The organism is Streptomyces sp. SID14515 (assembly GCF_010548505.1).
In the GTDB taxonomy this organism is placed as follows: domain Bacteria; phylum Actinomycetota; class Actinomycetes; order Streptomycetales; family Streptomycetaceae; genus Streptomyces; species Streptomyces caviscabies.
The window spans coordinates 1-26,455 of sequence record NZ_JAAGMH010000038.1; the positions used below are offsets into that span (position 1 = coordinate 1).

Annotated in this window: 22 protein-coding genes; 14 read left to right on the top strand and 8 right to left on the bottom strand. The window is 72.0% G+C overall.

Features of this window, described 5'->3' with window-relative positions; all coding sequences use genetic code 11:
* A partial coding sequence (locus tag G3I54_RS06885; RefSeq protein ID WP_164612148.1) for a PfkB family carbohydrate kinase occupies window positions 1-907 on the bottom strand: 907 nt, incomplete at its 3' end.
* A complete protein-coding gene (locus G3I54_RS06890) occupies window positions 904-1,839 on the bottom strand; it encodes a pseudouridine-5'-phosphate glycosidase (protein WP_164612149.1) in 936 nt (311 codons plus the stop codon). The genes G3I54_RS06890 and G3I54_RS06885, both read right to left, overlap by 4 nt.
* Window positions 1,840-1,943: 104 nt before the next feature.
* On the opposite strand from G3I54_RS06890, the gene G3I54_RS06895 reads away from it, so the two are divergent.
* A complete protein-coding gene (locus G3I54_RS06895) occupies window positions 1,944-2,306 on the top strand; it encodes a cupin domain-containing protein (RefSeq protein WP_065480753.1) in 363 nt (120 codons plus the stop codon).
* A gap of 57 nt (window positions 2,307-2,363) precedes the next feature.
* Here the strand turns inward: G3I54_RS06895 and G3I54_RS06900 are convergent, their stop codons facing one another.
* The 3 genes from G3I54_RS06900 to G3I54_RS06910 form a co-directional block, all read right to left on the bottom strand.
* Window positions 2,364-3,638 (bottom strand): MFS transporter, encoded by a 1,275-nt coding sequence (locus G3I54_RS06900; protein ID WP_343240280.1) that lies wholly within the window; start codon window positions 3,636-3,638, stop codon window positions 2,364-2,366.
* A 265-nt stretch (window positions 3,639-3,903) separates the two neighbouring features.
* Complete coding sequence (locus G3I54_RS06905) at window positions 3,904-4,461, bottom strand: methylated-DNA--[protein]-cysteine S-methyltransferase (RefSeq protein WP_164612151.1); 558 nt, start codon at window positions 4,459-4,461, stop codon at window positions 3,904-3,906.
* Window positions 4,462-4,567: 106 nt separating this feature from the next.
* Window positions 4,568-5,443: a glycerophosphodiester phosphodiesterase family protein gene (locus G3I54_RS06910; RefSeq protein ID WP_164612153.1), complete on the bottom strand. Its 876-nt coding sequence runs from the start codon at window positions 5,441-5,443 to the stop codon at window positions 4,568-4,570.
* A 230-nt stretch (window positions 5,444-5,673) separates the two neighbouring features.
* Between G3I54_RS06910 and G3I54_RS06915 the strand changes: the two genes are divergently transcribed.
* The 5 genes from G3I54_RS06915 to G3I54_RS06935 all read left to right on the top strand — a co-directional run bounded on the left by G3I54_RS06915 (window position 5,674) and on the right by G3I54_RS06935 (window position 12,980).
* Complete coding sequence (locus G3I54_RS06915; RefSeq protein WP_164612155.1) at window positions 5,674-6,504, top strand: MHYT domain-containing protein; 831 nt, start codon at window positions 5,674-5,676, stop codon at window positions 6,502-6,504.
* Between the two features lie 62 nt (window positions 6,505-6,566).
* Window positions 6,567-8,696, top strand: coding sequence for an excinuclease ABC subunit UvrB (uvrB, locus tag G3I54_RS06920; protein ID WP_164612157.1), 2,130 nt, complete (start codon window positions 6,567-6,569; stop codon window positions 8,694-8,696).
* A 214-nt stretch (window positions 8,697-8,910) separates the two neighbouring features.
* Window positions 8,911-9,489 (top strand): TerD family protein, encoded by a 579-nt coding sequence (locus tag G3I54_RS06925; protein WP_164612159.1) that lies wholly within the window; start codon window positions 8,911-8,913, stop codon window positions 9,487-9,489.
* A gap of 247 nt (window positions 9,490-9,736) precedes the next feature.
* Window positions 9,737-11,719 carry a TerD family protein gene (locus tag G3I54_RS06930; RefSeq protein WP_164612161.1) on the top strand — a complete coding sequence of 661 codons (1,983 nt, stop codon included), beginning with the start codon at window positions 9,737-9,739 and terminating at the stop codon, window positions 11,717-11,719.
* Window positions 11,720-11,960: 241 nt separating this feature from the next.
* On the top strand, window positions 11,961-12,980 hold the full coding sequence (locus G3I54_RS06935) for a TerC family protein (RefSeq protein WP_164612163.1): 1,020 nt from the start codon (window positions 11,961-11,963) through the stop codon (window positions 12,978-12,980).
* Window positions 12,981-13,150: 170 nt separating this feature from the next.
* Here the strand turns inward: G3I54_RS06935 and G3I54_RS06940 are convergent, their stop codons facing one another.
* Window positions 13,151-13,807 (bottom strand): MBL fold metallo-hydrolase, encoded by a 657-nt coding sequence (locus G3I54_RS06940; protein WP_164612165.1) that lies wholly within the window; start codon window positions 13,805-13,807, stop codon window positions 13,151-13,153.
* A gap of 10 nt (window positions 13,808-13,817) precedes the next feature.
* Window positions 13,818-14,507, bottom strand: coding sequence for a maleylpyruvate isomerase family mycothiol-dependent enzyme (locus G3I54_RS06945; protein ID WP_164612167.1), 690 nt, complete (start codon window positions 14,505-14,507; stop codon window positions 13,818-13,820).
* Window positions 14,508-14,682: 175 nt separating this feature from the next.
* On the opposite strand from G3I54_RS06945, the gene uvrA reads away from it, so the two are divergent.
* Together uvrA and G3I54_RS06955 are read left to right on the top strand one after the other, a co-directional pair.
* Entirely contained in the window at window positions 14,683-17,721 is a 3,039-nt protein-coding gene (gene uvrA, locus G3I54_RS06950; protein ID WP_164612169.1) for an excinuclease ABC subunit UvrA, read from the top strand.
* A 220-nt stretch (window positions 17,722-17,941) separates the two neighbouring features.
* A complete protein-coding gene (locus tag G3I54_RS06955) occupies window positions 17,942-18,370 on the top strand; it encodes a Rieske (2Fe-2S) protein (protein ID WP_030079520.1) in 429 nt (142 codons plus the stop codon).
* A gap of 36 nt (window positions 18,371-18,406) precedes the next feature.
* On the opposite strand, the gene G3I54_RS06960 is transcribed toward G3I54_RS06955, so the two are convergent.
* A complete protein-coding gene (locus G3I54_RS06960; protein ID WP_164612171.1) occupies window positions 18,407-19,333 on the bottom strand; it encodes a hypothetical protein in 927 nt (308 codons plus the stop codon).
* A 228-nt stretch (window positions 19,334-19,561) separates the two neighbouring features.
* On the opposite strand from G3I54_RS06960, the gene G3I54_RS06965 reads away from it, so the two are divergent.
* From G3I54_RS06965 to whiA, 6 genes are all read left to right on the top strand, one after another.
* The gene (locus G3I54_RS06965) at window positions 19,562-20,170 is read left to right on the top strand and encodes a papain-like cysteine protease family protein (RefSeq protein WP_164612173.1); all 609 of its coding nucleotides are present in this window, start codon (window positions 19,562-19,564) and stop codon (window positions 20,168-20,170) included.
* 4 nt (window positions 20,171-20,174) lie between these two features.
* A complete protein-coding gene (locus tag G3I54_RS06970) occupies window positions 20,175-21,101 on the top strand; it encodes a hypothetical protein (RefSeq protein WP_164612175.1) in 927 nt (308 codons plus the stop codon).
* A gap of 132 nt (window positions 21,102-21,233) precedes the next feature.
* Complete coding sequence (gene uvrC, locus G3I54_RS06975; RefSeq protein ID WP_164612177.1) at window positions 21,234-23,267, top strand: excinuclease ABC subunit UvrC; 2,034 nt, start codon at window positions 21,234-21,236, stop codon at window positions 23,265-23,267.
* Entirely contained in the window at window positions 23,264-24,283 is a 1,020-nt protein-coding gene (gene rapZ, locus G3I54_RS06980) for an RNase adapter RapZ (RefSeq protein WP_203685618.1), read from the top strand. The genes uvrC and rapZ overlap by 4 nt, the downstream gene beginning before the upstream one ends.
* On the top strand, window positions 24,280-25,314 hold the full coding sequence (gene yvcK / locus G3I54_RS06985; RefSeq protein ID WP_164612179.1) for a uridine diphosphate-N-acetylglucosamine-binding protein YvcK: 1,035 nt from the start codon (window positions 24,280-24,282) through the stop codon (window positions 25,312-25,314). The genes rapZ and yvcK overlap by 4 nt, the downstream gene beginning before the upstream one ends.
* A complete protein-coding gene (gene whiA, locus G3I54_RS06990; RefSeq protein WP_032790781.1) occupies window positions 25,305-26,294 on the top strand; it encodes a DNA-binding protein WhiA in 990 nt (329 codons plus the stop codon). Before yvcK ends, whiA begins: the two co-directional genes overlap by 10 nt.
* The last annotated feature ends 161 nt before the right edge of the window (window positions 26,295-26,455 follow it).

Sequence of the window (26,455 nt, forward strand, 5' to 3'; positions counted from 1 at the left end):
GGTCCGGTGGCCGGCCGCCCACCGTGGCCACCGCCGCAGCGCCCGCCCGGCAGCCCTCGGCCGCCGCGGTCAGGTCGTCCGCCCCCGCCAGCAGGGCCGCGAGGAACCCGCCGGTGAACGCGTCGCCCGCCCCCGTCGAGTCGACCGGCTCGCGCACCGGTGGGGCGGGTACGCGGCCGATGACCTCGCCCCGGGCGGCCACCACGGCTCCCCGCGCGCCCAGGGTGACGACGACGCGCGGGAACCACCGGCTCAACTCCGCCGCCGCGGACTCGGGTCCGGGCAGCCCGGTGAGGAGCCGGGCCTCGTCCGCGTTCGGCAGCAGCAGCTCCGTCCCCTCCGCGAACTCCAGGAACCGCTTCGGCCCCAGCTCGCCGAGGAACCCGGCCGACGCCGGATCCACGCTCACCGGAACGCCCCGCTCCACGGCGGTGCGCAGGGCGAGGAGCGCGGCGGCCCGGCTCGTCGCGGCGAACAGGAGATACCCGGAGAGGTGCAGCCGCCCGACGCCGTCGAGCATCGAGGGCGCGAAGTCCTCGGCGGCGAGCCGCAGCACCGCCCCGCCGTCCGTCAGGAACGTACGCTCGGCCGCCGCGTCGACCAGCGCGATGACGGTCGCCGTCGGAAGCTCGTCGTCCACCGCCAGGAACGCCCGCACCCCCGCCCGCTCCAGCGCCCGACGGTGCCAGTCGGCGGACTCCGCACCCGCCCTGGCCAGCAGCCGCACGTCCGGACACCCCGAACGCACCGCCCAGCAGGCGACATTGGCCCCCGCGCCGCCCGGCACCGTACGGATCCGGGCCGCCGTGTCCGTGCCGTGGGCGAGCGCCGATCCGTACCGCGCCACCACGTCCGTGACCACGTCGCCCACCACCAACAGCCCACCGCCCGCCGCCGGACGGCTCACCGGGCGCCCGCCGCCGCGACGGCGATCCGCGCCGCGAGAGCCACGTTTCCGCGTACGGCCGCGAGGTTCGCCTCCAGCGACGCGCCCCCGGTCCGCCGCATCAGCTGATCCAGCAGGAACGGTGTGACGCCCTGCCCCGAGATGCCCCGCTCCCGGCACGCGTCCAGCGCCTCCGCCAGCACCCGGTCGTGCTGCGCCGGATCCAACTGATCACGCTCCGGTACGGGGTTGGCGACGATCAGCGCGGCCGCCGGGCCGCCCAGCGCCTCCTTCGCCCGGATCACCTCCACCACCTCCTCGGGGCTGTGCACCGTCCAGTCGACCGGTTCGCCCGAGCTGCTCAGGTAGAAGCCGGGGAAGTGGCCGGTGCCGTAGCCGACGATGCCGACGCCGAGGGTCTCCAGCCGCTGGAGGGTCGCCGGGACGTCGAGGATCGACTTCACCCCCGCGCAGACCACGGTGATCCCGGTGCGGGCGAGCAGCCGCAGATCGGCCGACTCGTCCTGGTTCGCGGCCCATTCCCGGTGTACGCCGCCGAGCCCGCCCGTCGCGAAGACGCCGATGCCCGCCCGTGCCGCCAGGAACGCCGTCGCGGACACCGTCGTCGCCCCGCTCGCCCCGGAGGCGAGCGCCGGGGCGAGATCGCGGTGCCCGAGCTTGCGTACCGTCGGATCACCGGCGACCCGCTCCAACAGGCCCTCGCTCAGGCCGACATGGGCCACCCCGTCCAGCACGGCGACGGTGGCCGGCACTGCTCCGGCGGACCGGACGAGGCCTTCCAGCTCCAGGGCCACGGACAGGTTGCGGGGGCGCGGCAGACCGTGCGCGATGATCGTCGACTCCAGCGCCACGACGGGCAGACCGGCGCTCAGGGCGGCGCGCACCTCCGCCGAGAGCACCGGCTCGTAGGGTTCTGGTGAGTTCTGAGGCATGCCCCATCCCTGTCGCGGGCGGCAGGGGCGCAAACCACGGACAGCGGTCCGACGGCGGACCCTAGCCACCCGGTGGCCGGAAGCGGTCGCTAAGGTGACCGGCCATGACGACAAACGACCAGGTCCCCGCTTCCTTCGCCGTGCACATCCCGGACGCCGAGCTCGTACCGGAACCGCTCGATCCGGCGCAGATCGTCTCGGGCGAGCCCGTGGTGACGGGGAAGGTGCTGTGGGAATCGCCCGACGGCAAGCAGATCCGGGGCATCTGGCAGATCACGCCCGGCGTGGTCACCGACACCGAGGCGAACGAGCTGTTCGTGGTCGTCAGCGGCCGGGCGACGGTCGCGGTCGAGGGCGGGGCGACGCTGGAGATCGGCCCGGGGGACGCCTGCGTCCTGCGCGAGGGCGACCGGACGACCTGGACCGTTCACGAGACGCTCCGCAAGGCGTACCACATCAGCCTCTGACGGCTGGTCCTGCTTCTGGTTCTGCGGAGTCGGCCGCGGCCGCGGCCCGGTGGCGCGTCAGCCGCCGACCGCTCCCGGCCGTCGCAGACCCCGGCGCAGGGCGAGCGCGGCGACCGGCAGCAGCAGGGCGGCGCCGATCGCGTTCAGCGGGCCGTAGCCCCACTGGGCCACGACCACTCCGGCCGCCGCCCCGCCGACCCCCGCCGCCGCGCTCATCGTCAGGTCCGACAGCCCCTGCACGGCCGCCTGGGCGGACTGCGGCACCGCGTCGGTGAGCAGCGCCGAACCGGCGATCATGCCGGCCGACCAGCCGAGGCCCAGCACGAACAGGCCCGCGGCGGTCTGCCCGTGCCGGGGCCCGGCGGTGCCCGCGAGCAGCGCGGCGAGGCTCAGCAGCCCGACGGCCAGCCCGATCACGGACAGCCGGCCGAACCGGTCGGCCAGCCACCCCATCACCGGCGAGAACGCGTACATGCCGGCGATGTGCCCGCTGATGACGAGCCCGATCAGCTGGAGGTCGGCGCCGTGCCGGCCCAGGTCGACCGGGGTCATGACCATGATCGACACCATGGCGGTGTGCGACACGGTGACCGTCGCCAGGGCCAGCCGCGCCATCGGCGACTCCCGCACCGCCTCGAACCCGGCGCGCAGCGACCGCTTCGGCGGACCCACCGGGCCCTCCGGGGCCAGGGCGCGGGCGGTGAGCAGCGGATCCGGGCGCAGCGCGAGCGCCACGACGAGCCCGGCCAGCAGGAACACGGCGGCCGAGCAGAGGAACGGCCCGGCCGCCTCGGGCACCGGCGTACCGCGGAACAGCCGGCTCGCCGGGGCCGAGATGTTGGGCCCCAGCACCGAGCCGATCGTGGTGGCCCAGACGACGGTGGAGATCGCCCGCCCCCGCCGCTCCGGCCCCACCAGGTCGGCCGCCGCGAACCGGGCCTGGAGACCGGCCAGGGACCCCGCGCCGAATCCGGCCATGCCGAGCAGCAGCAGCGGGAAGCTGGGCAGCATCGTGGCCAGGACCACCAGGCCACCGCCCAGCGCACCGATCAGATAGGCGAGCACCAGGCCGGACCGGCGGCCCCGGGAGGTCATCAGGGCGGCCAGCGGCAGCGACAGCAGCGCCGTGCCGACGACGGAAGCGGTCGGCGCCAGCCCGGACAGCGCCTCGGATCCGCTCACCTCGACGGCCAGCATCGGGGCCAGGGCGATACCGATGGCCACGCCGAGGCCGCCGAGTATCTGGCTGACGATGAGCACGGCCGACGTCCGGCGCTGGAGCGCGGGCAGCCCGGCGGCCGGGACCTGGGGGAGGGAGAGGGGTCGCGTCACCGGCGCAGTGTGCCACCGCCCGGCCGCAGCCGTGCACCCGGGCGAGTGAATCAAGCCCTCGCGCCGACCGGCCGGACGCTCTCCTGCGCGCCCATCCCAGCCCCTAGGGGGTGTCTTGCCGATCACGCCGGGCTCGCGTGCCCTGGCACCGCGCCTCGCCGCGTTGTCGTTGGTCGGCATGGCTCCGCCATGACTCCCTCCTCCGCCTTGCGATGCACGGCACCAGACCCCGCTCCCTGATCCGGCCTGATCGGCAAGACACCCCCTAGAACAGCGGCTCCGGCAGGACCCCCTCCAGCGCCAGCAGCTGTCGCTTGGTCTCCAGACCGCCGCCGAACCCGCCCAGGCCGCCGTCGCTCTCCACCACCCGGTGGCACGGCACCACCACCGGCAGCGGGTTGGCCCCCATGGCCGCGCCCACCGCCTGCGCCCCCTCCGGCCGGCCGACGCGCGCCGCCAGCTCCCCGTATCCGACGACCGTCCCGTAGGGCACCCCGGACGCCAGCTCGCGAAGCACCTCACGGTGGAACCCCGAGGTCAGCGACCAGTCCAGAGCGAGGTCGAAGTCCTGCCGCTCGCCCGCGAAATACGCCGCGAGCCCGCGTATGGGCTCGGCGAGCCGCGCCGAGCCGGGGGCCTCCACCGGCTCCGCGCCGAACCTGGTCCGCAACCGGTCCAGCATCCCGTCCCGTACGTCGGGACGGGCGTGGAAGGACACGCTCACCAGGCCGGTCCCGGTCGCGGCGAGCAGCAGCGGGCCGATGCCGCTGTCCACGACGGACCACTCGACGGCCGGTCCGTCACCGGTCCCGTAATCGTTCATGCCGACCACCGTACGACCGGCCACTGACAGTGCTGGTCCCGTCGGCGGAAAACCGACGGGACCGCCGACGGGGCGCCGCTGCGCCCCGGCAGGCCCGTGCGCCGGCTCAGCTCGTGGCGTCGCGCACCACGTCGGGGAAGTTGGTGATGATGCCGTCGACCCCGAAGTCACGGGCCTTCACCGCGTCCGCCGCCTTGTTGACCGTCCAGGTGTTCACCCGCAGCCGCTTGCCGTGCGGGCCCTTCAGCCGCTGGACGGCCGCCACGTAGTCGGCGCCGATCGTCGCGTACGAGGGGTTGATCTGATCGGTGAACGCCGCGTACGAGGGCAGGTCGGCCACCGCCGGGGTGCCCAGGAAGCCGGTCGTGATGTCGGGGCGCAGGGTGTGCACCTTCTTCACGCTGTCGGCGCCGAAGCTCTGGATGACCAGCCGGTCCCGTACGTGGGAGCGGTCCAGCCACCCCGACCGGCCCAGCTCCCGGATGATGTCGCGTTCGATGCCCGGGTAGGTCGCCGGGCTCTTGATCTCCAGGAGCAGCTTCTGCCGGTTGCGCTCCAGGCGGTTCAGGAACTGGGTGAGGGTCGGCACCCGGGCCCCGGTGAACTGCGCTCCGAACCAGCTGCCCGCGTCGAGCTTCGCCAGCTCCGCCGCGGTGAAGTCCTTGACCGCCCAGGGCGCCCGGTCGGGGAAGACCTGCTCGGCGTCCGTCGTGCGCTTCAGATCGGTGTCGTGCAGCACGACGAGCACGCCGTCGCGGGTGCGGTGGACGTCGTTCTCCACCCAGTCGATGCCGAGGGCGTCCGCGGCGTCGACGGCGGCGAGGGTGTTCTCCGGCGCGTAGCCCGATGCCCCCCGGTGAGCCACGACGACCGGGGCCGTCTGCCGCTCCGGGGCCTCGGGCCGCTCGGCGGGCAGCAGCAGGGCGCCGGCGCCGAGCAGGGCGGCGGCCGTGGTGGAGGCGGTTGCGGTGCGGACGAACACGGGGACTCCTCACGTCGGGAGTGTGCGGACACGCAGAGAGTGACAGCGGCCCGCCAACGCCCGGCGGGGCTGCGGTGGCCGCGGAATGAACGGAACCTTCGGTCCCGGGGACCACCGCCGGAGCACGGCAGGACACCGTGCCGATAAAATGTGCTTTCTTTGTCTGCCTGCCGGGACTCGCCCCTTGGGGACCCTCCTCGACCCCGGGCTTTCTCGAAGGGCGTGCGCGCATGCGGGGAACAGTCGACGGATTCACCTACGGCCTGGTGACTCCGGTCGCGGCCTTCCTCATGGCCGCCCTGGGAGCCGCCCTCGGACTCCGTTGCACCACCCGGTCCCTCCGTACGGCACGCTCCTGCCGGGCCGGCTGGCTGGCGCTGGGCTCGCTGTCCATCGGCTCCGGGGTGTGGACCATGCACTTCGTCGCGATGACGGGCTTCACCGTCCAGGAGGCTCCGATCTCCTACGACAAGCCCCTCACCTTCTCCGGCCTGGCCGTGGCCGTGGTGATGATCGGCATCGGCATCTTCATTGTCGGGTACCGGGGCGCGACCCGCATGGCGTTGATCACCGGGGGCACCATCACCGGCCTCGGCATCGCCTCGATGCACTATCTCGGCATGGCGGGCATGCGCATGGACGCCCGGTTCGCGTACGACACACCGCTCGTCGTCCTCTCGGTGCTGATCGCCGGAGTCGCCGCCACGGGCGCGCTGTGGGCGGCCGTCACCCTCCGGGGAGCTCTCTCCGGCCTCGGCGCGAGCATCCTGATGGCCGTCGCGGTCACCGGGATGCACTACACCGGCATGGCCGCGCTCGACGTGCACCTGCATCTTCCGCCCACCCTGCCGTCCGACCTGGCCGACGTGCTGCCCGGCGACCGGCCCGCCGAGATGATCGGCCCGATGCTGGTCGGCCCCGCCTGCTTCCTGCTCCTCGCCGCAGTCGTGCTCCTGTTCGACCCCAGGGTCATGGCGGGCGGATCCGACCCGGACCCGCGGGCCGGACACCGGCCACGGAGCCTGGTCCGCGAGGGTGCGGGAGGGGCGCGGTACCGCTGACGGGAGGGGTGCGGTACGCGTGATCCGGGGCCGTTGTCAGTGGCGGGTCGTACGGTGGTTGCATGCGGCCCGTTTCGAAGATCGAACGTTCGGTGGCGCCTTTCGAGGTCGTCAGTCCCTACCAGCCCAGCGGCGACCAGCCGGCGGCCATCGCCGAGCTCGAGCGGCGTATCCGCGCCGATGAGAAGGACGTCGTCCTGCTCGGCGCGACCGGCACCGGCAAGTCGGCGACCACCGCCTGGATGATCGAGAAGCTGCAGCGCCCCACCCTGGTGATGGCGCCGAACAAAACCCTCGCCGCCCAGCTGGCCAACGAGTTCCGAGAGCTCCTCCCGAACAACGCGGTGGAGTATTTCGTCTCGTACTACGACTACTACCAGCCCGAGGCGTACGTCCCGCAGTCGGACACCTACATCGAGAAGGACTCCTCCATCAACGAGGAGGTCGAACGGCTGCGCCACTCGGCGACGAATTCGCTGCTCACCCGGCGCGACGTCGTCGTGGTCGCCTCCGTCTCCTGCATCTACGGCCTCGGTACGCCCCAGGAGTACGTGGACCGCATGGTCCAGCTCAAGGTCGGCGAGGAGATCGACCGCGACCAGCTGCTGCGCCGCTTCGTCGAGATGCAGTACAGCCGCAACGACCTGGCGTTCACCCGCGGCACCTTCCGGGTCCGCGGCGACACCATCGAGATCTTCCCGGTCTACGAGGAGCTCGCCGTCCGCATCGAGATGTTCGGCGACGAGATCGAGGCCCTGTCCACGCTCCACCCGCTGACCGGCGAGATCATCAGCGAGGACCCCACGGTCCACGTCTTCCCCGCCAGCCACTACGTCGCCGGGCCCGAGCGCATGGAGAAGGCCGTCAGCGGCATCGAGCGGGAGCTGGAGCAGCGCCTGGCCGAGCTGGAGAAGCAGGGCAAGATGCTGGAGGCCCAGCGGCTGCGCATGCGCACCACGTACGACATCGAGATGCTCCGCCAGATCGGCACCTGCTCCGGCGTCGAGAACTACTCGATGCACTTCGACGACCGCGCCCCCGGCACCGCCCCCAACACCCTCCTCGACTACTTCCCGGACGACTTCCTCCTCGTCCTGGACGAGTCCCACGTCACCGTCCCGCAGATCGGCGCGATGTACGAGGGCGACGCCTCCCGCAAGCGGACCCTCGTCGACCACGGCTTCCGGCTGCCGTCCGCCATGGACAACCGGCCGCTGAAGTGGGAGGAGTTCCTCAAGCGGATCGACCAGACGGTCTATCTCTCCGCCACCCCGGGGAAGTACGAGCTCTCGCGCGGCGACGGGTTCGTCGAGCAGATCATCCGCCCCACCGGCCTCGTCGACCCCGAGGTCGTGGTCAAGCCCACCGAGGGCCAGATCGACGACCTGGTCCACGAGATCCGCAAGCGCACCGAGCGCGACGAGCGGGTCCTGGTCACCACGCTCACCAAGAAGATGTCGGAGGACCTCACCGACTACTTCCTGGAGCTCGGCATCCAGGTCCGCTATCTGCACAGCGACGTCGACACCCTGCGCCGCATCGAGCTGCTGCGCGAGCTGCGCTCCGGCGAGTACGACGTGCTCGTCGGCATCAACCTCCTGCGCGAGGGCCTCGACCTGCCCGAGGTGTCCCTGGTGGCCATCCTCGACGCCGACAAGCAGGGCTTCCTGCGCTCCGGCACCTCGCTCATCCAGACCATCGGCCGCGCCGCCCGTAACGTCTCCGGCCAGGTCCATATGTACGCCGACAAGGTCACCCCGGCCATGGCGCAGGCGATCGACGAGACGAACCGCCGCCGCGAGAAGCAGATCGCCTACAACACCGAGCGCGGCCTCGACCCGCAGCCGCTGCGCAAGAAGATCAACGACATCGTCGCGACCATCGCCCGCGAGGAGGTCGACACCGAGCAGCTCCTCGGCACCGGCTACCGGCAGGGCAAGGAGACGAAGACTCCGGTGCCCACGCTCGGCGCCAAGGCCGCCAAGGGCGGGGCGAAGGGCAGGGCGGCCTCGCCCGGCGCGGTGCTCAGCGACCGGCCCGCGACCGAACTGGCCGGGATCATCGAGGAGATGACCGACCGGATGCGGGCCGCCGCGGCGGACCTGCAGTTCGAGGTGGCCGCCAGGCTGCGCGACGAGGTCGGTGAACTGAAGAAGGAACTGCGTCAGATGAAGGAAGCGGGCCTCGCCTGATTTCCGGCATCGCGGCCGGCTTCGCTGCCGATTCCCGCACCGGTCCCGCCACGGGTTCGGGCGCCTCTTCCGCCGCACCGGGCAGGCCGCGCCCGGTGTGTTGCAAGACCGACACAAAAACGGACCGAGCCTGCTGCCGCCCGGGGTGGAATGCGTAGGGTGCGGGGAAACCGCACACGGATGGTTGCGGGGCAATGCCGAGAGGGGACAGCGCGTGACGGTCAATATGACCAAGGGTCAGGCCATCAGCCTGCAGAAGAGCGACGGGGGGACCCTGACCGCGGTACGGATGGGGCTCGGCTGGCAGGCGGCTCCGCGCCGTGGCCTGTTCGGCTCGCGCACCCGCGAGGTCGACCTGGACGCCTCGGCGGTGCTCTTCGCCGACAAGCAGCCGGTCGACGTCGTGTTCTTCCGCCACCTCGTCAGCGATGACGGCTCGGTCAAGCACACCGGCGACAACCTGGTCGGCGGCGCGGGCTCCGGCGGCGACGACGAGGCGATCCTCGTCGACCTCCAGCGCGTGCCGGTCCACATCGACCAGATCGTCTTCACGGTGAACTCCTTCACCGGGCAGACGTTCCAGGAGGTCCAGAACGCCTTCTGCCGCATCGTCGACGAGACCAACGGCCAGGAGCTCGCCCGGTACACGCTCGACGGTGGCGGCCAGTACACCGCCCAGATCATGGCGAAGGTGCACCGCGCGGGCAACGGTTGGCAGATGACGGCCCTCGGGAACCCGGCCAACGGCCGCACCTTCCAGGACCTGATGCCGTCGATCCTCCCGCACCTGTAGGACCCGGACCGGTCGGAAAGGACCGGCGCCGAAACGGGCGGGAGCAGCTCCCGGAGGCACCGGCCGCCGGGAGCTGCCCCACGCACAGCACGAACACGGCACGCACACACGGCACAGCACGAACACCGCACGCACGCACACGGCCGGGCACGCCGCGGCACACGGCCACGCGGGGCACCGCACGAACGCGGCATCGCACGGCACCGCGCCCACAGGCGCGCGGGCCATCGTCGAGGGGGACAGGGCAATGACGGCCGAACTGGTCCGGGGGCAGAACCACACCTTGCCCCAGACCCGTCTGGAGATCCGGGTATCGGCGGGCACGCCCGTCGTGGCCGGAGCCACCCTCGGCGACGAACGGGGCACGGTGCGCGGCGTCGAGTGGATCGCCCACCCCGGCTCGCCCCAGCTCCCCGGCCTGGAGGTCTCCCAGCAGGCGGCGGCCGACCACCGGCTCGCCGTCGACCTGGAGGCCCTGCCCGACGGAGCCCACCGGGTCACCGTGCTGCTCGCGCTCCCCGTCGGAGTCGGCGGCCCGGCGCGGTTCGGCGCGGTCCCCGCCCCGTTCGTCGCCGTCACCGGGCTCGACGGCGCCGAGATCGCCACCTTCACGCTGACCGGCCTGGACGCCGAGTCCGCCGTCTCCGCCCTGGAGCTCTACCGCCGCCAGGACGCCTGGAAGGTCCGCGCCGTCGGCCAGGGGTATGCCGGCGGGCTCGCCGAGATGCTCGCCGACCAGGGTGTGGCCGAGGCCGCCGGACTGGCCGGATCCATCCATGAGGCCGTCACCCGGAGCCTGGCCCGCTCGGTGGCCCCGCCGCCGCCCCGGACCCCGGGCGGCGACCGCGTACGGCATGCGACGGGCTCGGCGGACCACCGACCGTCCGCGCCGCCCCCGGCCCCTGAGCCGCCCGAGCCGCTGACCGACCCGGCCACCGCGGGACCGGCGCACACCGCCCAGCCGCACCCCGCCCCGGGACCGGCCGCCGCGGGGTCCACCGGTGACGGCCCCATCAACTACGCGCACCCGAGGCGGCAGCACGCCGCGCCTCCGACGCCGCCGCCCACCGCGCCCCCGGCCCAGCCAGGACAGCCCGCGCAGCCGGTCGCCGGCGACGCCACCGGCTGGTCGATGGACGAGCGCCTCTACAACCAGATCTGGGGCATGTTCGAGGACCTGGCCCGCGCCGTCGCCGCCTATCGCAGCGCCGTCGACTTCGCCGAGTCCCGGATGGACCAGGAGCTCGACCGGGCCCTGTCCGACCCGCGCAACCGGATCGGCGGCGCGGGCGACCGCGCCCGCGAGACGGCCCGCGCCAAGCGCGACGAGCTGACCTCCCGGGCCCGGGAGGCCCTCGACCGCGATCTGGCCCAGCTGGCCGCCGAGTCGGCCGTCGTCGAACCCGCGCTGCCGGCCGCGTACGCCGGGTGGGGCAACCCCGTCTGGCACGCCCATCGGGTCCCCATGGAGATACCGATGGCCCTGCGCATCGGCGACCTCCATCTTCCCGAGCGCACCGACCTGCGCATCCCGCTGCTCGTCCGGCTGCCGCTGGAGCGCGGGATCTGGGTGGACAGCGGCCGGGTGGCGTCCGAGGCGGCCGCCCTGATCGACACGGACCGGCTGCGCCGGCTGGCCATGGAGACCGCGGTCGCCCACGCGGCGCGGCTGCTCGCGGTCTATCCGCCCGGGGAGTTCGCGGTGCACGTCATCGACCCGGCGGGTTCGGCGGCCGGTCCGCTCGCGCCGCTGGTCGAGGCGGGCGTCCTCGCCGGACCGCCCGCCGCCGGACCCGGGGGAGTGGCCTCGGTCCTCGCCCATCTCACCCGGCGGGTGGACCTGGTGCAGATGGCGGTGCGGGCCGGGGCGGCCGACTCGCTGCCGCCCGACCTGGACACCGGCGAGCAGCTCCTGGTGGTCAACGACTTCCCGCACGGGTTCGACGACCGGGCCGTCACCCAGCTCCGCTATCTCGCCGACGAGGGCCCCTCGGTCGGGGTGCATCTCCTGATGGTCGCGGACCGCGAGGAGGCCAGTGCGTACGGGCCGATCCTCGACCCGCTGTGGCGTTCGCTGCTGCGGATCACCCCGGTCGCCGACAGCCATCTCGCCGACCCCTGGGTCGGGCATGCCTGGACGTACGAGCCGCTGGCGATTCCGCCGGGCAGCCGCGTCCTGGAGCAGGTCCTCGCGGCGGTGGCCGCCGCCCGCCGAGCCGCCGGACGCTGACGAGAGTCCACTCTGACCTGCGGTTTTGACGAGTTCTTTACTCTTCTCTTTACCTTTTCTTGGTGATTCCTGTACTGTTCGGGGCACGGAGGGGAGTACTCCTTACGCGACGTCCCGTCAATACGGACCGTTATCGGTCCCGGGGCGCCGGTCCAGGCGCGCACACCGTGCGCAGGGATGGAAGAGACCTCCGGCAGCGACGACGCTGATCCAGTTGCCGTAGCGAACTGCCGGAGGCGCAGTGGACGTTTCATGGACCGTTTGGGCCCTGACCATCTTTGGTCTGTCGGCCTTGATCGCCGTCGACTTCTTCATCGGGCGCAAGCCCCATGACGTGTCGACCAAGGAAGCCGGAATCTGGACGATCGTCTGGATCGCGCTGGCCGTCCTCTTCGGAGCCGGCCTCATGGTCTTCGGCGAGAGCCAGGCCTCCGGCGAATTCTTCGCGGGATTCATCACCGAGAAGTCGCTGAGCGTCGACAATCTCTTCGTCTTCGTCCTGATCATGGCGAAGTTCTCGGTGCCCTCACACCTCCAGCAGCGCGTGCTGCTGATCGGTGTGCTCATCGCCCTGGTGCTCCGGGCGATCTTCATCGCCGCCGGCGCCGCCGTGATCGCGAACTTCTCGTGGGTGTTCTACATCTTCGGCGCGTTCCTGATCTACACCGCCTGGAAGCTCATCCAGGAGGCCCGGGCCGACGAGGACGAGGAGGACTGGGAAGAGAACCGCCTCCTCAAGAAGATCGAGCACCGCTTCGGTGTCGCCGACCAGTACCACGGCACGAAGCTCTTCATCCAGAAGAACGGCAAGCGCATCCTGACCCCGCTGATGGTGGTCATGCTCGCCATCGGTATGACGGACGTGCTGTTCGCACTGGACTCCATCCCGGCGATCTTCGGCCTGACGCAGGACCCGTACATCGTGTTCACGGCCAACGCGTTCGCGCTGATGGGTCTGCGCCAGCTGTACTTCCTCATCGGCGGTCTGCTGAAGAAGCTGGTCCACCTCAGCTACGGCCTGTCGGTGATCCTCGGCTTCATCGGCGTCAAGCTGGTGCTGCACGCCATGCACGAGTCCGGGGTGAACACACCCGAGATCTCCATCCCCTTCTCGCTCAGCGTCATCGGCGGCGTCCTGGTGATCACCACGATCACCAGCCTCATCGCCAGCAAGAAGCAGGCGGCGGCCGAGGCGGAGGAGGCCGCGAAGGCCGAGACCTCCGGCCCGGCCGACGAGGAGAGCAAGAGCATCAGCGGCTGACCCGGGGCCGCCCGGAGCGGCACAGGGACACACCGGCAGCGGCCGGGGTGGAAAACGGCGAAGGCCGTCCACCCCGGCCGCTTTCGCGTGTGTACGCGGGAGAGCACGGGCGTGCGTACGCGGAAGGCGCGGGCCTGCGCACGCGGAGGGTACGGGGGTGGGTGCGCGGGCTACCAGCCGCGGGCGCGCCACTCGGGCAGCTGGGGCCGCTCGTCGCCGAGCGTCGTGTCGTGCCCGTGGCCCGGATAGACCCACGTCTCGTCGGGCAGCCGGTCGAACAGCTTCGTCTCGACGTCGCGCAGGAGGCTCGCGAACGCCTCCGGATCCTGGTGCGTGTTCCCGACCCCGCCGGGGAAGAGGCAGTCCCCGGTGAACAGATGCGGGGCGCCGTGCGGGTCGTCGTAGACCAGGGCGATCGAGCCCGGGGTGTGACCGGTCAGATGGCGGGCGGTCAGCTCGACCCGGCCGACGGTGACGGTGTCGCCGTCCTCGACCAGGACATCGGTCGGGACCGGGATGCCCTCGGCGTCGTAGCGGCCCGCGTACGTACGGGCGCCGGTCGCCCCGACCACCTCGGCCAGCGCCTGCCAGTGGTCCCCGTGCCGGTGGGTGGTGACGACGGACGCGATGCCGTCGTCACCGATCAGCGCGAGCAGGGTCTCCGGCTCGGCGGCCGCGTCGATCAGCAGCTGCTCGCCGGTCGCCCGGCAGCGCAGCAGATAGGCGTTGTTGTTCATCCCGCCGACGGCGACCTTCGAGATCATCAGATCCGTCAGTTCGTGCACGCTCGCCGGTCCGCCGACCTTCACCGCTCCGCTGTACGTCATACGGCTCAGCCTATAGCGGGGGCAGGACGGGCAGAGGGCCTCCGGCCACGGTCAGGGCGGAGCCGTCACGGCGGCCGCAGAGCCAGCCCATCAGCTCGACGGCGGGCCCCTGCACCGTCACCAGGGCGCTCGGCGGGCCGCCGCCCGTGCTCCAGGTGCGGCCGTCCCGGTCGGTCAGCGCGGTCGCGGGCACGTCCTGGTTGCCCGAGAAGCGATCCGTCAGGAACGCGATCTCCCGCGACACGAACTCCGCGGGCAGGTCCTCCAGCTCGTAGCCGATGCCGAGGTCGACGTGGTGGATCTCCACCTCGATCAGCCGCCGGAAGGGCACCCGGGCCGCGGAGTCCGTCACGCCGTTGCGCAGGGTGACCGTACGGGACCAGTCGGCCGGTTCGGCGGCGACCGCCAGGAAGCCCTCCGCGCTCTCCCGCAGGTCGGCCAGCTGCTCGGCCGCCGGGCGGGGGGCGCCGTCGGCGATGTCCGCGTCCCGGGTTTCGCTGCTCGCGTACATCGGGAGGCCCCGGAGAACATTTCCGAGCGCGTCGGCGTTACGTGACAGGTGGGCCAGAACATGGCCCCGACTCCATCCGGGCAACCGTGACGCCCCGGCGACCGAGGCGTTGTCCAGTTTGCCGACTGCGTCGAGCAGCCGTTCGGTAGCCCCGCGTACAGCTCCCAGGTCGTGCGCATGATCAATCATGCGACCGAGCCTAGCTCCGCCACTCATTCGGGTGAAGGAGTCGAAGGCCGGCCGTAAATCGAATGTGCGTGCTATACGCTCGGAATCGAAAGCTTCCTACACCGCTGTGGCGCCCCCCATACCCTGGGAGAGGGGCTCAGTTCCCCCGCTTCTCTCTAGAAAGGTGCGGACCGGCGTGGCCGACCGTCTCATCGTCCGTGGCGCGCGCGAGCACAACCTGAAGAACGTCTCGCTCGACCTGCCCCGCGACTCCCTCATCGTCTTCACCGGGCTCTCCGGGTCGGGCAAGTCGTCCCTCGCGTTCGACACGATCTTCGCCGAGGGCCAGCGCCGGTACGTGGAGTCGCTCTCCTCGTACGCCCGGCAGTTCCTCGGCCAGATGGACAAGCCGGACGTCGATTTCATCGAAGGCCTCTCCCCGGCGGTCTCCATCGACCAGAAGTCGACCTCGCGCAACCCGCGCTCGACGGTCGGCACCATCACCGAGGTCTACGACTACCTCCGGCTGCTCTTCGCCCGGATCGGCAAGCCGCACTGCCCCGAGTGCCACCGCCCCATCTCCCGCCAGTCGCCGCAGGCCATCGTCGACAAGGTCCTCGGCCTGCCCGAGGGCAGCCGCTTCCAGGTCCTCTCGCCGCTGGTGCGCGAGCGCAAGGGCGAGTTCGTCGACCTCTTCGCCGACCTCCAGACCAAGGGCTACAGCCGGGCCCGGGTCGACGGCGCCACCATCCAGCTCGCCGAGCCGCCCACGCTCAAGAAGCAGGAGAAGCACACCATCGAGGTGGTCGTCGACCGCCTCACCGTCAAGGACAGCGCCAAGCGCCGGCTGACCGACTCGGTCGAGACCGCGCTCGGCCTCTCCGGCGGCATGGTCGTGCTCGACTTCGTCGACCTCCCCGAGGACGACCCCGAGCGCGAGCGGATGTATTCCGAGCACCTCTACTGCCCCTACGACGACCTCTCCTTCGAGGAGCTGGAGCCGCGCTCCTTCTCCTTCAACTCGCCCTTCGGCGCCTGCCCCGACTGCACCGGCATCGGCACCCGCATGGAGGTCGACCCGGAGCTGATCGTCCCGGACGAGGAGAAGTCACTCGACGAGGGCGCCATCCACCCCTGGTCCCACGGCCACACCAAGGAGTACTTCGGCCGCCTGATCGGCGCGCTCTCCGAAGCCCTCGGCTTCCGTACGGACATCCCCTGGGCCGGGCTGCCGCAGCGGGCCAAGAAGGCCCTGCTCTTCGGCCACAAGATCCAGACCGAGGTCCGCTACCGCAACCGCTACGGGCGCGAGCGCGCCTACACCACCCCCGCCTTCGAGGGCGCGGTGCAGTTCGTCAAGCGGCGGCACACCGAGGCCGAGAGCGACTCCAGCCGGGAGCGCTTCGAGGGCTACATGCGCGAGGTGCCCTGCCCGACCTGTGAGGGCACCCGGCTCAAGCCGATCATCCTCGCGGTGACGGTGATGGAGAAGTCCATCGCCGAGGTCGCCGCCATGTCGATCAGCGAGTGCGCCGAGTTCCTGGGCCGCCTCAAGCTGAACGCCCGCGACAAGAAGATCGCCGAGCGGGTGCTCAAGGAGGTCAACGAGCGGCTGAAGTTCCTCGTCGACGTCGGCCTCGACTATCTGTCGCTGAACCGCGCGGCCGGCACCCTGTCCGGCGGCGAGGCCCAGCGCATCCGGCTCGCCACCCAGATCGGCTCCGGCCTGGTCGGCGTGCTGTACGTCCTGGACGAGCCGTCCATCGGCCTGCACCAGCGCGACAACCACCGGCTGATCGAGACCCTGGTCCGGCTCCGCGACATGGGCAACACGCTCATCGTCGTCGAGCACGACGAGGACACCATCAAGGTCGCCGACTGGGTCGTCGACATCGGCCCCGGCGCCGGCGAGCACGGCGGCAAGGTCGTCCACTCCGGCTCGCTCAAGGAGCTGCTGGCCAACAAGGAGTCGATCACCGGCCAGTATCTGGCGGGCAAACGGTCCATCCCGACGCCGGACATCCGCCGCCCGGTCGACCCGGCCCGCAGCCTCACGGTGCACGGCGCCCGGGAGAACAACCTCCAGGACATCGACGTCTCCTTCCCGCTCGGCGTCCTCACCGCCGTCACCGGCGTCTCCGGGTCCGGGAAGTCGACCCTGGTCAACGACATCCTCTACACCCACCTGGCCCGCGAGCTGAACGGCGCCAAGTCGGTCCCCGGCCGCCACACCCGGGTCGACGGCGACGACCTCGTCGACAAGGTAGTGCACGTCGACCAGTCGCCGATCGGCCGGACGCCCCGGTCCAACCCGGCGACGTACACCGGAGTCTTCGACCACGTCCGCAGGCTCTTCGCCGAGACGATGGAGGCGAAGGTGCGCGGCTATCTGCCGGGCCGCTTCTCCTTCAACGTCAAGGGCGGCCGCTGCGAGAACTGCTCCGGCGACGGCACCATCAAGATCGAGATGAACTTCCTGCCCGACGTGTACGTCCCGTGCGAGGTCTGCCACGGAGCGCGCTACAACCGGGAGACCCTGGAGGTCCACTACAAGGGCAAGTCCATCGCCGAGGTGCTGGACATGCCGATCGAGGAGGGCCTGGAGTTCTTCGAGGCCGTCCCGACGATCGCCCGCCACCTCCGTACGCTCAATGAGGTCGGCCTCGGGTATGTGCGGCTGGGCCAGTCCGCGCCGACCCTCTCCGGCGGTGAGGCGCAGCGCGTCAAGCTGGCGAGCGAGCTCCAGAAGCGCTCCACCGGCCGCACGGTCTACGTCCTGGACGAGCCGACCACCGGTCTGCACTTCGAGGACATCAGCAAGCTGATCACCGTGCTCTCCGGCCTGGTGGACAAGGGCAACTCGGTGATCGTCATCGAGCACAACCTCGATGTCATCAAGACCGCCGACTGGGTCGTCGACATGGGCCCCGAGGGCGGCAACGGCGGTGGCCTGGTGGTCGCCGAGGGAACGCCGGAGCAGGTCGCCTCTGTGCCCGCCAGCCACACCGGGAAGTTCCTCCAGTCCATCCTGGACGCGGACCGGATCAGCGAGGCGGCGGTGCCCTCCGGACGCGGGACGGCCCGCAAGACGGCCGCCCGCAGGACGGCCCCGGCGAAGAAGACGGCCGCAGCGGCCAAGAAGGCCACGACGGCCAGGGCGAACGCCACGACGGCCAAGGCGGCCACCGGCAAGAAGGCCGCCGCGAAGAAGACCACCCGCGCTCGCAAGGCCTGAGCGAAGGAGCGACGACGGCGGCCCCCGCAGGACGAAGGGGGTCGCCGTCGCGCGTCGGCGGGAGGCGGTCCGGCCCGGTCGCAGGGGATCCGGTCCCCGCCGGTATCGTCGGTTCTGTCACCGGCACGCGGGGCCGCCGTCGCCGCCCCGCCCGTCCGGCGACCCGATCCACCCTGGGATCCGCCGTGATCCACCCCGAACAACGACCCGTGGAGTCCGCATGCCCGGTCTGCCCGCCGCCCGCCGTACCGTGCTGAAGGGTGCCGCGCTCGCCGGTGCCGCAGGGCTGGGAGCGGCCGCCTGCTCCACCGATTCCAAGCTCGGCCACGCCAAGAACCCCACCCCCACCGCGCCCGTCGACCTCGGGGCCGCGTCCGAGGTGCCCGTCGGCGGAGCCAAGCTCTACCGCGAGCAGCGCCTGGTCGTCGTCTGCCCGGCGAAGGGCGAGTACAAGGCGTTCTCCGCCCAGTGCACCCACGGCGGCTGTGTCCTGGACAAGGTCGAGGGCACCGAGGGCCACTGCCCGTGCCACGGCAGCCGCTTCGACATGACCACCGGCCAGCCGGTGAAGGGCCCGGCCACCGTGCCGCTGCCCGCCGTCCCGGTCACCGCCGAGGGCGGAAAGCTCGTCGCGGGCCCCGACGCCTGACGGACCGCGACGCCCGGGACCCGCGCGCCGTGGCGCTCACTCCCAGTCCCAGTCGATCCCGATCAGGCCCGGCCGTACGCCCTCCTCCACCAGGTGCACGGTCCGGTGCCGCCCGGTCAGCGTGAGGTCCCCGCGGGCCCCGCGCACCGCCCCCGCCGACGCCTGGGCGAACCGGCGGCACCGCACCGGGAGCGCCCCCTCGTCGAAGCCGACCTGAAGCACGTACTGGCCGCCCCCGAAGGTGAAGCCGCGCACGTACTCGCCGCTGGCCCCACCCGTACCGTCCTCGAAGCCGTAGCCGAAGAGATACGTCTCGCCGGACCGCAGCCGGGTGTCGAAGAGCAGCTCCGCCACCAGCACCCCCGCCTCCCGGTCCCAGCGGACCCGGCCCGTCCGGCAGTTCTCCAGGGCCCGCACCACGATCCGTGACGGGTCGCAGCCGGGGTCGCCCCGGTGCACGGCGAGATAGCGGTCGACGCCGTCGCGGTGCGCCCGCACCACATGCCGCGACGAGCGGCCCGCCAGCTCGCGCCGCGCCCCGATCCGTACCCGCTCCTGGTGCCCCACGGTGTGCAGCCCGCCGTCCACGGGTGACTCCATCGCCGCGAGAAGCCGCTCCACCGAGCCCGACGCCTCCATCAGCGAGCGGTACGAACGGGCCGCCGGACGGTCGCCCTCCGCCGGGGCGTCGCCGTCGCGCAGCAGCCGCAGCAGCGAGTCGCCCGGCAGCGCGAGCACCTCCTCCAGCGCCCGCACCGCCCGCAGCGACTCGGCCCGCCGGGGGCGGCGCACCCCCTGCTGCCAGTAGCTGAGGCTGGTCACCCCGAGCTTGACGCCCCGGTGCGCCAGATGGTGCTGCACCCGCTGGAGCGGCAGCCCGCGCACGGACAGGGCGGTGCGCAACGCCAGATGGAACGGTCCGGTCCGCAGTACCTGCGTCAGTTCGGTCTCGGTCTGCCGCATGGCGGGCCTCCGGTGAACGTTCACGTGGGGAGTGGCGACACCGCCCCCGGGGGATGCGGGGGAGCAGGTGACCGGGGCGGGGCCGTTCACACGGACGCCGTGCCGTTCACACCGTGATGTCACCTCGCATTGAAGCGTGTTGACCTGCTCCGGACAACGCCGGATGCTCATCGTCAGCGTCCGGACGCGCTCCTCCGATCCCCACCCCCCCGCCTTGGGAGGAACGCCATGCGCAACCGAAGAGTCAGGCCCGGAAGGTTCTCGTTCACCGCCCTTCTGGCCGCCCTCCTGCTCGCCGTCCCCGCGGGCACCGCCACCGCCGCCCAGTCGCCCGACGGAGCCGGCTCCGCCGTCGCCGCCGCCCAGCGGCTCAACATCACCATGCAGGCACAACAGCAGAGCAACTGGTGCTGGGCCGCCGCGGGCAACACCATCGCCGCCTGGTTCGGCCGCAACTACTCCCAGAACCAGTTCTGCAACGCCTCCTTCAACCGCAACCAGAACACCCAGTGCCCCAACTGGCAGGCCACGCTCGGCAACGCCCAGACTGGTCTGTCCTGGGCCGGGGTCAGCCCCGGCAGTTACGTCACCGGCTGGCTGCGCTACCCGACCGTGCAGGCCGAGATATCCGCCCAGCGCCCCATCGAGACCCGTATCCAGTGGTCGTCCGGCGGCGGCCACATGCATGTCGTCTACGGGTACGACGACGCCAACAGCTGGGTCTACTGGGGCGATCCGTGGCCCTCCAGCAACCGCTACAACTGGGCCTCGCACGCCTGGTACGTCAACAACAACGAGTTCTCCTGGACCCACTCGCTCTACCGGATCGGGGCGTGAGGACATGAACTCCACCACCCGGCGCATCGCCGTCGCCGCCGCCCTCACCGGCGCAGCCCTGTTCACCGCCGCCGCCCCCGCCCTCGCCGACGACGGCCCGGCGGCCGCACCGAAGCTCACCGCGTCGACCCTCGAAGCGGCTCACGAGGCCGCCACCGAGCCGGCCACGCTGGACACCCTGTCCCGCTTCTTCGCCCGGGAGTCCGCGGTGAGCAGGGCGGAGGCGGCCCCCCGGATCACGGGGAAGGCGGTTCCCGTCCGTACGCTCTCCGCCGCGTTCGTCGCCGGAAAGCCCGGGGCCGCCCCGAGCACCCTGGACTACCTCGCCACCACCGCCGTCTCCGCCGACGGACAGAAGGCCTCCCTGTGGACCGTCCCGGCCGGAGCCGACAGCGGCGGCGACTGGCAGGTGGTCAACATCGCCACCGGCGACGACGAGGCCCGCTACACCGCACAGGGAGCCCGCGCCCTCCCCGGCGGCACCGTGTTCCGCGAACCGCAGATCGACGCCTGGTACGTCCACGACGGCTCCCGGGTCCTCCCGCTCGACGAGGACGCGACGACCGCCGTCGGAGCGAAGGGCACCACGCTCGACGCCTACCGGACCCGGGTGCGGAAGGCCTACGGCGACAAGCTGCCCGGCTCCGAGTACGCCCGCTCCGGCAAGGCGGGCGGCTACGGCCCCGAGGCGGTCGGCGGTCAGGCCCCCGCACCCGCCCCCGGCCCGGTCCAGGGCCCGGCCCCCGGTCAGGCGCCGGACACCGCCGCGGGCCCCGCGCTCGCCGGGGCGGCGTCCGGTTCGCCGGACACGGCCCTGACCGTCGTCTCCACCACCGCCGGAGCCGGGGCGCTCCTCGCCCTGGTGCTGTGCGGGGCGGCCGCCGTACGCCGCCGGAGCCGTACCGGGCGATCCCCGGCCACGGACGCCTGAGCGGACGGCTCCACCGGACCGCGGGCCCGCGCTCCGGGGTGCGCACACCCCACGGCACTCCGGAGCGCGGCACCGCCCCCGGTGACATCCGAGGACGACGCACTGTCACAGCCCGCAAGTAGGGTGTGAGACATGGCAGACCCCTCCAGCTACCGCCCCAAGCCGGGACAGATCCCCGACTCCCCGGGGGTCTACAAATTCCGCGACGAGCACCGCCGGGTGATCTACGTCGGGAAGGCCAAGAACCTGCGCCAGCGCGTGGCCAACTACTTCCAGGACCTGGCGAACCTCCATCCGCGTACGCGCACGATGGTCACCACCGCCGCCTCCGTCGAATGGACGGTCGTCTCCACCGAGGTCGAGGCGCTCCAGCTGGAGTATTCCTGGATCAAGGAGTTCGACCCCCGGTTCAACGTCAAGTACCGCGACGACAAGAGCTATCCCTATCTCGCGGTCACGCTGAACGAGGAGTTCCCCCGCGTCCAGGTCATGCGCGGCGCCAAGAAGAAGGGCGTGCGCTACTTCGGTCCGTACGGCCACGCCTGGGCGATCCGCGAGACCGTCGACCTGATGCTCCGCGTCTTCCCCGTCCGCACCTGCTCCGCCGGGGTGTTCAAGAACGCCGCGCGCACCGGCCGCCCCTGCCTGCTGGGTTACATCGGCAAGTGCTCGGCCCCCTGCGTCGGCCGGGTCACCCCCGAGGAACACCGCGAGCTGGCCGAGGACTTCTGCGACTTCATGGCCGGCCGCACCGGCACCTACATCCGCCGCCTGGAGAAGGACATGATGCAGGCGGCCGAGGAGATGGAGTACGAGCGGGCCGCCCGCCTCCGCGACGACGCCGAGGCCCTCAAGCGGGCCATGGAGAAGAGTGCCGTCGTCCTGGCCGACGCCACCGACGCCGACCTGATCGCCGTCGCCGAGGACGAGCTGGAGGCCGCCCTCCAGATCTTCCACGTACGCGGCGGCCGGGTCCGCGGCCAGCGCGGCTGGGTCACCGACAAGGTCGAGGCCGTCGACACCTCCGGCCTCGTCGAGCACGCACTTCAGCAGCTGTACGGGGAGGAGCGCGGCGACGCCGTGCCCAAGGAGGTCCTGGTTCCCGCCCTGCCCGAGGACACCGAAGCGGTCTCCCAGTGGCTCGCCGAGCGCCGGGGCTCCCAGGTCAGCCTGCGCATCCCGCAGCGCGGCGACAAGAAGGACCTGATGGCCACCGTCCAGCGCAACGCCCAGCAGGCGCTCGGACTGCACAAGACCAAGCGCGCCTCCGACCTGACCACCCGCTCCCGCGCCCTGGAGGAGATCGCCGAGGCGCTCGGCCTGGACACCGCCCCGCTGCGCATCGAGTGCTACGACATCTCCCACCTCCAGGGCGACGACGTGGTGGCCTCCATGGTGGTCTTCGAGGACGGCCTCGCCCGCAAGAGCGAGTATCGCCGGTTCCAGATCAAGGGCTTCGAGGGCCAGGACGACGTCCGCTCGATGCACGAGGTGATCGGCCGCCGCTTCAAGCGCTACCTCCAGGACAAGGAGCGCATGGGGGAGTGGGAGGAGCAGCCCGCGGCCGCCGGGCCCGCCGCCACCGGCCCGGTTCCCGCCGTCGCCCCGGCCGCCGACGACGGCGAGCCCCGGGAGGACGACGGCCGGCCCAAGCGGTTCGCCTACCCGCCGCAGCTCGTCGTCGTCGACGGCGGGCAGCCGCAGGTCGCCGCCGCCCAGCGCGCCCTGGACGAGCTGGGCATCGACGACATCGCCGTCTGCGGTCTCGCCAAGCGCCTCGAAGAGGTCTGGCTCCCCGGTGACGACGACCCCGTGGTCCTGCCGCGCTCCAGCGAGGGCCTCTACCTCCTCCAGCGCGTCCGGGACGAGGCCCACCGCTTCGCCATCACCTACCAGCGCGCCAAACGCGCCAAGCGCGTCCGCTCCAGCCCCCTCGACGACGTGGCCGGCCTCGGCGAGACCCGGAAGCAGGCTCTGATCAAGCATTTCGGCTCGGTGAAGAAGCTCCGGCAGGCGACAATCGACGAGATCTGCGAGGTCCCCGGGATAGGGCGAAGGACGGCGGAAGCGGTGGCCGCGGCCCTCGCCTCGACCGCTCCCGCGGCGCCTGCCGTGAACACGGCCACAGGAGAGATCATTGAAGAGGACGACGGGGGCAGCTCATGACCGAGAACAGCCACGAGACCGCACGGAACACCACGGACCCGAACGCCACAGACCTGAGCACCACAGCACCAGCAGACACCGCAGACCGAGCAGCGGACCGAGCAGACGGAGCAGCAGACGTGAGTACGAACACCCCGAACGAGACGGGTGACGCGGCCATCCCCGAGCTGGTGATCATCTCCGGGATGTCGGGCGCCGGCCGCAGCACCGCCGCCAAGTGTCTGGAGGACCTCGGCTGGTTCGTCGTCGACAACCTGCCGCCCGCGCTGATCCCCACCATGGTGGAGCTCGGCGCCCGCTCGCAGGGCAACGTGGCCCGGATCGCCGTCGTCGTCGACGTGCGCGGCCGGCGCTTCTTCGACAACCTCCGCGAATCCCTCGCGGACCTGGAGGCCAAGCACGTCACCCGGCGGATCGTCTTCCTGGAGTCCTCCGACGACGCCCTCGTGCGCCGCTTCGAGTCCGTCCGCCGCCCGCACCCCCTCCAGGGCGACGGCCGCATCGTCGACGGCATCGCGGCCGAGCGCGACCTGCTGCGCGAGCTGCGCGGCGACGCCGACCTGGTCATCGACACCTCCAGCCTCAACGTGCACGAGCTGCGGGCCAAGATGGACGCCCAGTTCGCGGGCGAGTCGGAGCCGGAGCTGCGGGCCACGGTGATGTCCTTCGGCTACAAGTACGGCCTGCCGGTCGACGCCGACCTGGTCGTCGACTGCCGCTTCCTGCCCAACCCGCACTGGGTCCCCGAGCTGCGCCCCTTCACCGGCGTCAACGAGGAGGTGTCCGACTACGTCTTCGACCAGCCGGGCGCCAAGGAGTTCCTCAACCAGTACACGGAGCTGCTCCAGCTGATCGCCGCCGGCTACCGCCGCGAGGGCAAGCGCTACGTCACCATCGCGGTGGGCTGCACCGGCGGCAAGCACCGTTCCGTCGCCATGTCGGAGAAGCTCTCGGCCCGCCTCGCGGCCGAAGGCGTCGAGACCGTCCTCGTGCACCGGGACATGGGGCGAGAGTGACCGGACGCAATCTGCGGATGCGGCGCCTGAGCCGCGCCACCTCGGCGCTCTCCGGCCGCAAGCGCGGTGCTCAGCCCAAGGTCGTCGCGCTCGGCGGCGGGATGGGCCTCTCGGCGTCCCTGGCGGCGCTGCGCCGGATCACCGGCGACCTCACGGCCGTGGTCACGGTCGCCGACGACGGCGGCTCCAGCGGCCGGCTGCGCGAGGAGCTGGGCGTGCTGCCCCCCGGCGACCTGCGCAAGGCGCTCGCCGCGCTGTGCGGCGACGACGACTGGGGCCGCACCTGGTCCCGGGTCATCCAGCACCGCTTCGAGTCCAAGGGCGACCTCCACGAGCACGCGGTCGGCAATCTGCTGATCGTGGCCCTGTGGGAACAGCTCGGCGACCATGTCCAGGCGCTCGACCTGGTCGGCAAGCTGCTCGGCGCGCAGGGGCGGGTGCTGCCGATGTCGGCCGTCCCGCTGGAGCTCCAGGCGCTGGTCAAGGGCCATGACCCCGACCTGCCCGACGCGATCGTCACCGTGCGCGGCCAGGCCACCGTCGCGCTCACGCCCGGCGAGGTGCAGTCCGTGCACGTGGTCCCGCCCGACCCGCCGGCCGTCCCGGAGGCTGTGGAAGCGGTCCTGGACGCCGACTGGGTGGTGCTCGGTCCCGGCTCCTGGTTCTCCTCCGTGATCCCGCACCTGCTCGTGCCGGAACTGCTCGACGCCCTGGTCACCACGAAGGCCCGCAAGGTCCTCTCGTTGAACCTCGCGCCCCAGCCCGGTGAAACAGAAGGCTTCTCACCGCAGCGTCATTTGGAGGTTTTGGGACGACACGCCCCTAAACTCGCCTTGGACGTGGTGCTGGCCGATGAGGCCGCCGTGCCCGACCGTGAGTCCCTCGCCGATGCCGCACAACGGCTCGGAGCCGCGGTCGAGCTGGCGCCGGTGGCATCGCCCGACGGCGTTCCGGTCCATGATCAGGAGCTGTTGGCCGCCGCGTACGACCGTATTTTTCGGATGCATGGAAGGATCGGCCCATGGCGATGACGCCAGCGGTGAAGAACGAAATCTCTCATCTTCCCGTCACCCGGACCTGCTGCAGGAAAGCAGAGGTCTCGGCGATTCTTCGGTTCGCGGGCGGGCTGCACCTGGTGAGCGGCCGGATTGTGATCGAGGCGGAGCTGGACACCGGCAACGCCGCCCGCCGTCTCAAGCGCGACATCCTGGAGATCTTCGGGCACAGCTCGGAGCTGATCGTGATGGCCCCCGGCGGGCTGCGGCGCGGCTCGCGCTATGTCGTACGGGTGGTGGCGGGCGGCGACCAGCTGGCCCGCCAGACCGGCCTGGTGGACGGCCGCGGCCGGCCGATCCGGGGGCTGCCCCCGCAGGTGGTCTCGGGGGCCACCTGCGACGCAGAGGCCGCCTGGCGCGGAGCCTTCCTCGCCCACGGTTCGCTCACCGAGCCCGGCCGCTCCTCCTCGCTGGAGGTCACCTGCCCGGGCCCGGAGGCGGCCCTCGCCCTGGTCGGGGCGGCGCGTCGGCTCTCCATCGCCGCCAAGGCCCGTGAGGTGCGCGGTGTGGACCGGGTGGTGGTCCGCGACGGCGACGCGATCGGCGCCCTGCTGACCCGGCTCGGCGCGCACGACGCGGTGCTCGCCTGGGAGGAGCGGCGGATGCGGCGCGAGGTCCGCGCCACGGCCAACCGGCTCGCCAACTTCGACGACGCCAACCTGCGCCGCTCGGCCCGCGCGGCGGTCGCCGCCGGGGCCCGGGTGGGGCGCGCGCTGGAGATCCTCGGCGAGGAGGTCCCCGAGCACCTGGCCGCCGCCGGACGGCTGCGTATGGAGCACAAGCAGGCTTCGCTGGAGGAGCTGGGCGCGCTCGCCGACCCGCCGCTGACCAAGGACGCGGTCGCCGGCCGGATCCGCCGGCTGCTGGCGATGGCCGACAAGCGGGCCCAGGACCTGGGCATCCCCGGCACCGAGTCGACGCTCAGCGAGGAGCTCGCCGACGGCCTGGTCGGCTGACCGGCCGACTCGGCGGCGCGTGCGGGACGTCGGTCCCGGACCCGCCGGGACCCAGGTCCCGGCAGGCGTGACGGAGGTCCGTGCTCCTACTGGCGAGTACGGGCCTCCGGCCGTATCCGGTGGCGTGCGGTGGCCCTCTCGATGTCACTCCCGGGCCCTTG

Excerpts from the sequence above, each read along its gene's own strand:
- G3I54_RS06890 (WP_164612149.1), bottom strand. The coding sequence starts at position 1,839 with ATGCCTCAGAACTCACCAGAACCCTACGAGCCGGTGCTCTCGGCGGAG.
- G3I54_RS06895 (WP_065480753.1), top strand. The coding sequence starts at position 1,944 with ATGACGACAAACGACCAGGTCCCCGCTTCCTTCGCCGTGCACATCCCG.
- G3I54_RS06905 (WP_164612151.1), bottom strand. The coding sequence starts at position 4,461 with ATGAACGATTACGGGACCGGTGACGGACCGGCCGTCGAGTGGTCCGTC.
- G3I54_RS06915 (WP_164612155.1), top strand. The coding sequence starts at position 5,674 with ATGCGGGGAACAGTCGACGGATTCACCTACGGCCTGGTGACTCCGGTC.
- uvrB (WP_164612157.1), top strand. The coding sequence starts at position 6,567 with ATGCGGCCCGTTTCGAAGATCGAACGTTCGGTGGCGCCTTTCGAGGTC.
- G3I54_RS06930 (WP_164612161.1), top strand. The coding sequence starts at position 9,737 with ATGACGGCCGAACTGGTCCGGGGGCAGAACCACACCTTGCCCCAGACC.
- G3I54_RS06940 (WP_164612165.1), bottom strand. The coding sequence starts at position 13,807 with ATGACGTACAGCGGAGCGGTGAAGGTCGGCGGACCGGCGAGCGTGCAC.
- G3I54_RS06945 (WP_164612167.1), bottom strand. The coding sequence starts at position 14,507 with ATGATTGATCATGCGCACGACCTGGGAGCTGTACGCGGGGCTACCGAA.
- G3I54_RS06955 (WP_030079520.1), top strand. The coding sequence starts at position 17,942 with ATGCCCGGTCTGCCCGCCGCCCGCCGTACCGTGCTGAAGGGTGCCGCG.
- G3I54_RS06960 (WP_164612171.1), bottom strand. The coding sequence starts at position 19,333 with ATGCGGCAGACCGAGACCGAACTGACGCAGGTACTGCGGACCGGACCG.
- G3I54_RS06965 (WP_164612173.1), top strand. The coding sequence starts at position 19,562 with ATGCGCAACCGAAGAGTCAGGCCCGGAAGGTTCTCGTTCACCGCCCTT.
- G3I54_RS06970 (WP_164612175.1), top strand. The coding sequence starts at position 20,175 with ATGAACTCCACCACCCGGCGCATCGCCGTCGCCGCCGCCCTCACCGGC.
- uvrC (WP_164612177.1), top strand. The coding sequence starts at position 21,234 with ATGGCAGACCCCTCCAGCTACCGCCCCAAGCCGGGACAGATCCCCGAC.
- rapZ (WP_203685618.1), top strand. The coding sequence starts at position 23,264 with ATGACCGAGAACAGCCACGAGACCGCACGGAACACCACGGACCCGAAC.
- whiA (WP_032790781.1), top strand. The coding sequence starts at position 25,305 with ATGGCGATGACGCCAGCGGTGAAGAACGAAATCTCTCATCTTCCCGTC.